The sequence below is a fragment of the Providencia sp. M-27 genome (assembly GCF_011077905.1).
In the GTDB taxonomy this organism is placed as follows: domain Bacteria; phylum Pseudomonadota; class Gammaproteobacteria; order Enterobacterales; family Enterobacteriaceae; genus Providencia; species Providencia huaxiensis.
The window spans coordinates 1-328 of sequence record NZ_JAALBT010000082.1 but is presented as its reverse complement, the minus strand read 5'-3'; the positions used below and the strand labels follow the sequence as shown (position 1 = coordinate 328).

Here is a 328-nt window from a genome sequence, read left to right as displayed (position 1 = left end):
GGTCGCGCGCTTGCTCTGCTCAAACGCGAAGGCCGGTGCCCGTCTGACGTTGAACACCGACAGATTAAGTACCGGAACAACGTGATTGAATGCGATCATGGCAAACTGAAACGGATAATCAACGCCACGCTGGGATTTAAATCCATGAAGACGGCTTACGCCACCATCAAAGGTATTGAGGTGATGCGTGCACTACGCAAAGGCCAGGCCTCAGCATTTTATTATGGTGATCCCCTGGGCGAAATGCGCCTGGTAAGCAGAGTTTTTGAAATGTAAGGCCTTTGAATAAGACAAAAGGCTGCCTCATCGCTAACTTTGCAACAGTGCC

General features: G+C 50.3%; 1 protein-coding gene. It reads left to right on the top strand.

The window, feature by feature from the left end; genetic code table 11:
- The coding region (locus tag G6Q48_RS22025) for a DDE-type integrase/transposase/recombinase (RefSeq protein ID WP_024623357.1) at positions 1 to 276 on the top strand (276 nt) is incomplete at its 5' end.
- Between the last annotated feature and the right edge of the window lie 52 nt (positions 277 to 328).